Origin of the sequence: Mesorhizobium sp. dw_380, assembly GCF_018588885.1 — a bacterium.
In the GTDB taxonomy this organism is placed as follows: domain Bacteria; phylum Pseudomonadota; class Alphaproteobacteria; order Rhizobiales; family Rhizobiaceae; genus Mesorhizobium.
Genome location: NZ_JAFFIW010000037.1, coordinates 49533 through 56888 on the forward strand (window position 1 = coordinate 49533; position 7356 = coordinate 56888).

The window sequence follows — 7356 nt, forward strand, 5'->3', positions numbered from 1 at the left end:
AACGGGCAAATTCCATTCCAGTTCCAACGCAGGCGCCAACGCGCTTCGGCGGCGAGCATGAAAATTTCTCAGATCGGCCGGAAGTTGAAACAGAACCGCGTGCAGGCGACATTCAAACGAAACATATGTGATGCAAAAGTCACACTGGGCAAAATGGCGACAAAAGGCGTGGAAACACCCCGAATCAGCCGCATTCCGGCCATGAAGCAACGGGTTTTCGACCAGAAATTAACATCACGTTCACCGACTATTCACGCCTCGATGCTATCGTTCTCGCAATTCGGAAGGGACATCCGAAAACCGGGACAGGGACCAGGTAAATGAACTTCCTTACGCACCTCATCGGCTATGCCGCCGCCCTCCGCGAATTCGTCGCGCCGACCTATCGGCCAGAGCGCTACTACATGCGCGGCCCCGGTCCGGCTTGCGCCCGCCGCGGCACTTCGCTGGGCGCGCACTGACCATGACTTTCGAACATCGCCACAACAGCCGCATTTGCAGGCCGGGCGCCGATTCGCGTGCCACCACCTATCGCGCCGAACGCCCGGTCCCCGGCGACAGGCGGCGTGCGAGACCACCACGTCTTTGATCCCGCTTGCGGCTGGCTTGGTGTCCCGGGGCACGAGCAGCCGAGGCGCGCATGAGCGACCGTCCCCCCGTCAAGTCGTCCCTCCGAGCCCTTCGATACAAATCCCGCTGATCGTCTTCGACGGCGACTGCGAGCTCTGCTCCGGCTTGGTGCGCATGGCGGTCCGGCTCGACCGCAAAAGCCGCTTCCGCTATCGAGGCTGGCTCGTGCCGCTGGATTCGCAGGGCTCCAGCACAATCGTTTCGCCCGCCTCCTTGCCCAGTTCCCGGCAGCCCTGAACCGTGCACAGCGTCCAGCCCCCGCCAGTCGCCCCGGAAGCGGCGAGAACGAGGCGTCGCTGCGGCCCGACATCAGGGGCATAGACCCACCAGCCGTCCTTCAGCACCGCGCCCTCCGGCGGTTCCATGCCGGCGCCCGAGCCCTTGATGCGCGCCTCGGTGACGCGCAGGCCTGAAGGGGTCACCTTCCAATCCTCCTCCCAGCGTGTCCGTTCCACCGAATGCGTCCATGACAGGGTGAAGGCGGCGACAGCAAGCGTCAGCGTCTTGCCGGCGACGAGGATGCACAGGCTCATGCTGTGGCCGAAGCTTGCCGCGCCCGCCAGCAATGCCAGCCGATCCATATCAGCGACAGCGCCCAGCCGGTTTCGTCTGTCAGCGGCACCGCCGCGACCAGCAGCACGCCGGCGGCGAAGGCGACAAGCCGTTCCCACCACGCCATGCGCCTGACAAGGAAGCCGACCGCGGCCGCGCCCCACAGCACGATGCCCATGCAGGCCTTGACGACGATATAGGCGACCTCGACGGGGTAGCCGAACTGGGCCGCGATCGGGCCCGCGTCCTGCAGCATCAGCGCCGGCGTGTAGACCGCCATGAACGGCACCACGAAGCCTGCGATAGCGAGCTTGGTCGCCTGGATGCCGATCTTGAGGCCGCTCTCCTTGGCCATCGGCGCCGCCGCGAAGGCGGCCAGCGCCACCGGCGGCGTAAGATCGGCCATGATGCCGAAATAGAAGACGAACATGTGGCTGACCACCAGCGGCACGCCGAGCGACAGCAGCGCCGGGCCGGCCAGCGACGAGGTGATGATGTAGTTGGGAATGGTCGGGATGCCCATGCCGAGCACCAGGCAGGTCAGCATGGTCAGCACCAGCGACAGGAACAGATTGTCCTCGCCGATCGAAATGATCCAGCCGATGAAGGTCGAGGCGATGCCGGTCAAGGTCAGCGTGCCGATGACGATGCCGACGATGGCGCAGGCGATGCCGACCGGCAGCGCGTTCTTGGCGCCCTCGGCCAGCGAGTCGACGCAGATCTGGAGCGTCTCGCGCCCGCCCCTGAATGTGGCGCAGGCGATGACGAGCGCGGCGATGACGAGGCCGAGGATGTTGACGCCGAACTTCATGAAAGAGGCTGCGGCAAGCCCGAGCGCCAGCCAGAAGACGACGCGGAAGGCGAGCGGCCCGATCGCCGCCGCCAGCGGCGTGCCGAGGATGAGCACGATGGTCAGCGCCAGTCCCATCGTCCCGGCAAACACCGGCGTGTAGCCGGCGAACAACAGGTAGATCAGGGCCGCGAGCGGCAGCACCAGCGGCCAGTGTTGGCGCACCGCGTCCCAGGGGTTGGGGAGGTCCGCCTTGGCCATGCCGCGCAAGCCCGCTTTGCCAGCCTCCAGATGCACCTGCCAGAAGCAGGCGCCGAAATACAGCAGCGCCGGGATGATCGCCGCCTTGACCACGTCGGCGTAGGGAATGTTCAGCGTCTCGGCCATGATGAAGGCGACCGCGCCCATCACCGGCGGCATGATCTGGCCGCCCATCGAGGACGTCGCCTCGACGGCGCCGGCAAAGGCCGAGCGGAAGCCGAAGCGCTTCATCAGCGGAATGGTGAACTGGCCGCTCGCCACCACATTGGCGACGCCGGAACCGGAGATGGTGCCCATCAGCGCCGAAGACAAAACGCAGACCTGCGCCGGGCCGCCGCGCCAGGACCCGACGAGACCGAGCGCGAAATCGTTGAACAGCGCGATCATGCCGGCGCGTTCGAGGAAGGCGGCGAAGACCACGAAGATGAAGATATAGGCGGCCGAGACGTAGATCGGCGTGCCGTATATGCCTTCGGTGCCATAGGCGAAAGTGTCGACGAGCTGGGCGAAATCATAGCCGCGATGGATGAAGGGCGCCGGCAGATGATTGCCGACGAAACAGTAGGCGAGGAAGATGAAGGCGATGACCGCGAGCGGCAGCCCCATCAGCCGCCTGGCCGCCTCGAAGACCAGCACCACCAGCACCGCGCCGACGATCAGGTCCGGCGTGGTGAGGAAGCCGGAGCGCCGGATGAGATCGGTATAGAACACCCAATTGTAGACGCCGGTGCCAAAGCCGAGCACGCCGAGCGCCCAGAACACGGCCTTGGCCGGCAGGCTTTTGGCGCGCAGATTGGCGATCAGGCCAAAGCCGAGCAGCAGCAGGAAGCCGACATGCATGGCCCGCACCACCTGGCTCGGGATGCTGCCATAGGCGGCGATATAGATCTGGAAGGCGGAAAAGGCGACGGCGATCAGGAAGGCGACCTTGCCGGCGGTGCCGTCGCCGAAACCCGGCGGCAGGCCTTCGACCTGCTCTTCGGGTACAGGAAGATGGAGGGTGGAGGATTCGGTTGTCGTTCCAGACGTTGCTCCGCTCATCCGACGCACTCCAGGACGACCGAACTATGGCGCGAGGCGCCCCCCTCTGCCCTGCCGGGCATCTCCCCCTCAAGTGGGGAGATTGGCAGCGGCGATGCCGGCGCTCGTCCTGCAACGACGGCGATTGGCGAAGTACATAGCGACGTCCAATCTCCCCCCTTGAGGGGGAGATGTCCGGCAGGACAGAGGGGGGCGCCTGGCGAAGACATGTCCGATTGCCACCCTGCCCTACTTCAGCAGCCCCTTCTCCTTGTAATACCGCTCGGCGCCCGGATGCAGCGGCACCGGCATGCCGTCGAGCGCCTTGGCCGGGTCGATGCCCTTGGCGGCGGCGTGCGCGGCGGCCAGCTGGTCGAGATGGTCGAACATCTGCTTGGTCATCTGGTAGGCGGTCTCGTCGGAGACGCCGGCGCGGGTGATGAGGAAATTGCCGACGGCGGCGGTGGCGACGTCCTCGCTCTGGCCTTCATAGGTGCCCTTGGGAATGACCACCGACAGATAGGGCGGGCCGATCTTGGCGACATCCTCGGCCGGCACGGCAACGACATTGATCGGCACCGAGGCGGCAAGGTCACGGATCGAGGCGACGCCGAGGCCGGCCGACTGCAGCGTGGCGTCGAGCTGGCGGTTCTTGATCAGTTCGACGGATTCGGCGAAGGGCAAATATTCGACCCGGCCGAGATCCTCGTATTTCAGCCCGGCGGCGGCGAAGATGGCGCGCGCGTTGAGCTCGGTGCCGGAGGCCGGCGCGCCGACCGACAGGCTCTTGCCCTTGAGATCGGCGAGCGTCTTGATGCCGGATTCCTGGCTGGCAACGATCTGGATGTAGTTGGGATAGATGGCGGCGATGCCGCGCAGTTTGTCGAGCTTGCCGGGGAAGCCGGCCTCGGCATTGCCCTCGGCGGCGAGCTTGACGGAATCGCCGAGAGCGAAGGCGATCTCGCCCTTGCCCTGCTGCAGCAGGTTGAGGTTCTCGACCGAGGCCTTCGTCGCCTGCACCTGGGTGCGGGCGCCGGCGATGCCCTTGCCGTAGATTTCCGACAGCGCCACGCCGAGCGGATAGTAGACGCCCGAAGTGCCGCCGGTCAGCACATTGATGAATTCCTGCGCCTTGGCCGAGGCAATGCCGACACTAAGCGACAGCGCCATCGCGCCGGCCGTAACCAACTTCGTCCTGAAATGGAGCATCTGGTTTTCCTCCCTGAAATATTGCTCGCCCCACCCACCTCCTCGATGCGAACCGGCCGAGTTTAGACAGAGAGCCGCAAATGCCAACCCGCAATTGCAGCCATTAGACGAACGATAGAGTGGACGCGTGACATCTTCCGGCTTGCGCAAGACGCGACCACGGCCGAAAGATTTTTTCGCAGCCTGTCGAAATCGGCCGCCGCCGCGCGACATACGTCTGGCCCCGCAAGGACGCGGCCTTGGAAACCACGGGAGAAAACCCATGCGATACATGCTTTTGATCAACAACGACGAAGCCGCCGTGGCGAATACGCCGCGCGAGCAAACCGAGCAGATCCTCGCGGCTTACGGCGCCTATACCGAAGCCTTGAAGAAATCCGGCGCGTGGCTGGCCGGCGATCGGCTGCGCCCGACCCAGGCAACCACCTCGGTGCGGATCGCCGATGGCAAGACCAACGTCATCGACGGCCCCTATGCCGACACCAAGGAGCAGCTTGCCGGCTTCTACATGATCGAGGCGGCCGACATCGACACCGCCATCGATTGGGCCGCACGCTGTCCGGCGGCCAGCACCGGCACCGTCGAGGTACGGCCGATCTGGGAAATGGCCGACTACGTGCCTGGGAATTGACCACCTAATGGACAGTCGTTCGGAGATCGCCCGGGCGGCCGCCGAAGCCGCCGCCCGGCAGAGCTATGGCAAGCTTGTCGCCTATCTGTCGGCGCGCACGCGCGACGTGGCGGCCGCCGAGGATGCGCTGGCCGACGCCTTTGCCGCGGCGCTCGAACGCTGGCCGAAGTCAGGCGTGCCGGAAAAGCCGGAAGCCTGGCTGCTGGCCGTGGCGCGGCGGCGGCGCGTCGATGCAGTGCGGCGGCTGCTCACCAGCGAAGCCGGCCGCGAGCATCTCCAGCTGATCGCCGATGAGATGGAGGCGAGCATGACCGACGAAGATCTGCCCGACGAACGGCTGCGGCTGATGTTCGCTTGCGCGCATCCGGCGATCGAACCAAGCGTGCGGGCACCGCTGATCCTGCAGACCATCCTCGGCTTCGATGCCGCGACGATCGCTTCCGCCTTCCTGGTGTCCCCGGCAACGATGGGCCAGCGCCTGGTGCGCGCCAAGGCGCGCATCCGCGAAACCGGCATCCCGTTCCGTGTGCCGGAGCGAACCGAACTCGGCGAGCGGCTGGGCGCCGTGCTGGAGGCGATCTACGCCGCCTTCGCCGAAGGCTGGTCCGATCCGGCGGGGACCGAGACGCGGCGCCGGAACCTCGCCACCGAAGGCATCTGGCTTGGCCGCCTGCTGGCCACGCTGATGCCGGACGAGCCGGAAGCGCTCGGCCTGCTTTCCCTGATGCTGTTCGCCGAAGCGCGCCGGGCCGCACGGCGCGATGCGGCCGGGGACTATGTGCCGCTCGCCGAGCAGGATTGCGCATTGTGGGATCATCCATTGGTCGACGAAGCGGAATCCCTGCTCCGCACCGCCGCCGCCACGGGCGTCATCGGCCGTTACCAGCTTGAGGCCGCGGTCCAGTCGGCGCATGCGGCACGACGGTTGACGGGCCGCACCGACTGGGTGGCGATCCGCGAACTCTACGACGCGCTGCTTTCGATCGCCGGATCACCGGTGGTGGCGATCAACCGCGCGGTGGCGCTTGCCGAGGCCGAGGGCGCCGTGGCGGGGCTGGCCGCGCTTTACGTGCTGGGCGATGACAAACGGCTCAACGAGTATCAGCCGTACTGGGCGGCGCGGGCCGGCCTGCTGGCCAGGCTTGGCCAGGTGCCGCAGGCAAGCGACGCCTATGATCGTGCGATCGGCCTCGAACGCGATCCGGCGGTGCGCCGGTTCCTGCAGGGCAAAAAGGCTGCGCTGAGACATTAGACAAGGACGCGCGGCGCGCAGCCCTAAGCGCTAGTGTTCAGCCCGGCCACATCTCGTGCGATGTGTTGAGTGTCTTCAGCAGCTGATGCTCACGCAGCCTGGCCCACAGGCGTTCGATATCAGGCCAGGCTGCCCGCGCCCTGTCGATGTCGGGATGCCAGGCAATGAGCATGACGAGATAGATGTCGGCCAGCGACAGCCCGTCGCCGACCAGCCAGTCACGGCCCTTCAGGGCGGCATCGAGAACGGCGAAGCCGCGGTCCATCTCGGCGATGGCGGCCTGCATGACGGCTTTGGTGCCGTCGGCGTCGATCGTGTAGCGATGGGCGTAGTACAGCCGCAGGATCGCCGGGTAGAGCACAGACGACATGAAGGCCATCCAGCGCAGGAAATCGGCGCGCGCCGGCGCGTCGACCGCCGGCGCCAGGCCGGCGCCGGGGTGGCGCTCGGCGAGCAGGATGCAGATCGCCGCCGATTCGGTCATCGAGCGGCCGTCCGGCAAGGTCAGCACCGGCACCTGGTTCAGCGGGCTGACGGCGAGGAAGACCGGATCGGGCCGATCGGACCTCGGCACGTCGATCTGCTCGAACGGCACGTTCGCCAAGGCGAGCGCGGCTTCGACGACGAAGCCGCCGCTGCCGGGACGGGTGTAGAGCTTGTACATGAAATTCTCCCCGGGGCCGCAGGAATCGGCCGTCGGCGATATGAACTGGAAGCAGGGTGCGGCTCAAGCCAGGGGGCAGGCGCCACGGAAGGATTTTTCAGCGGGCCAGATTGCAGCGTTGGCGGGCCAGCGCCCCCCTCTGTCCTGCCGGACATCTCCCCCTCAAGTGGGGAGATTGGCAGCTTCTGCGCCCCGCTTACTTTGGAGCGCAAGTAGTTGGCGAAAGCAGTCGGGCGCGTAATCTCCCCCCTTGAGGGGGAGATGTCGCCGAAGGCGACAGAGGGGGTCGCCTCACGTAGAGCGCCAACTTTCATCTGCCGCAAGGAGGTCGCATCCGGTCGATCCGA

The 7356-nt window shown here is 66.2% G+C and carries 8 protein-coding genes; 4 read left to right on the forward strand and 4 right to left on the reverse strand.

The features are described from left to right. Positions 1–57 precede the first annotated feature (57 nt). Positions 58–324, forward strand: coding sequence for a hypothetical protein (locus tag JT360_RS26415; RefSeq protein WP_214475346.1), 267 nt, complete (start codon positions 58–60; stop codon positions 322–324). Continuing rightward, a complete protein-coding gene (locus tag JT360_RS26420) occupies positions 321–461 on the forward strand; it encodes a hypothetical protein (RefSeq protein ID WP_214475348.1) in 141 nt (46 codons plus the stop codon). Before JT360_RS26415 ends, JT360_RS26420 begins: the two co-directional genes overlap by 4 nt. Before the next feature lie 318 nt (positions 462–779). On the opposite strand, the gene JT360_RS26425 is transcribed toward JT360_RS26420, so the two are convergent. The 3 genes from JT360_RS26425 to JT360_RS26435 form a co-directional block, all read right to left on the reverse strand. After that, positions 780–1163 (reverse strand): DUF1850 domain-containing protein, encoded by a 384-nt coding sequence (locus tag JT360_RS26425; RefSeq protein ID WP_214475350.1) that lies wholly within the window; start codon positions 1161–1163, stop codon positions 780–782. Continuing rightward, positions 1160–3274 carry a TRAP transporter permease gene (locus JT360_RS26430; RefSeq protein WP_214475352.1) on the reverse strand — a complete coding sequence of 705 codons (2115 nt, stop codon included), beginning with the start codon at positions 3272–3274 and terminating at the stop codon, positions 1160–1162. The genes JT360_RS26425 and JT360_RS26430 overlap by 4 nt, the downstream gene beginning before the upstream one ends. Positions 3275–3502: 228 nt before the next feature. Next, the gene (locus JT360_RS26435) at positions 3503–4462 is read right to left on the reverse strand and encodes a TAXI family TRAP transporter solute-binding subunit (RefSeq protein ID WP_214475354.1); all 960 of its coding nucleotides are present in this window, start codon (positions 4460–4462) and stop codon (positions 3503–3505) included. A gap of 262 nt (positions 4463–4724) precedes the next feature. Between JT360_RS26435 and JT360_RS26440 the strand changes: the two genes are divergently transcribed. Both JT360_RS26440 and JT360_RS26445 read left to right on the forward strand, forming a co-directional pair. Next, a complete protein-coding gene (locus JT360_RS26440; protein WP_214475356.1) occupies positions 4725–5093 on the forward strand; it encodes a YciI family protein in 369 nt (122 codons plus the stop codon). Between the two features lie 7 nt (positions 5094–5100). Further along, on the forward strand, positions 5101–6345 hold the full coding sequence (locus tag JT360_RS26445) for an RNA polymerase sigma factor (RefSeq protein WP_214475358.1): 1245 nt from the start codon (positions 5101–5103) through the stop codon (positions 6343–6345). A 37-nt stretch (positions 6346–6382) separates the two neighbouring features. On the opposite strand, the gene JT360_RS26450 is transcribed toward JT360_RS26445, so the two are convergent. After that, complete coding sequence (locus JT360_RS26450) at positions 6383–7009, reverse strand: glutathione S-transferase family protein (protein WP_214475359.1); 627 nt, start codon at positions 7007–7009, stop codon at positions 6383–6385. Between the last annotated feature and the right edge of the window lie 347 nt (positions 7010–7356).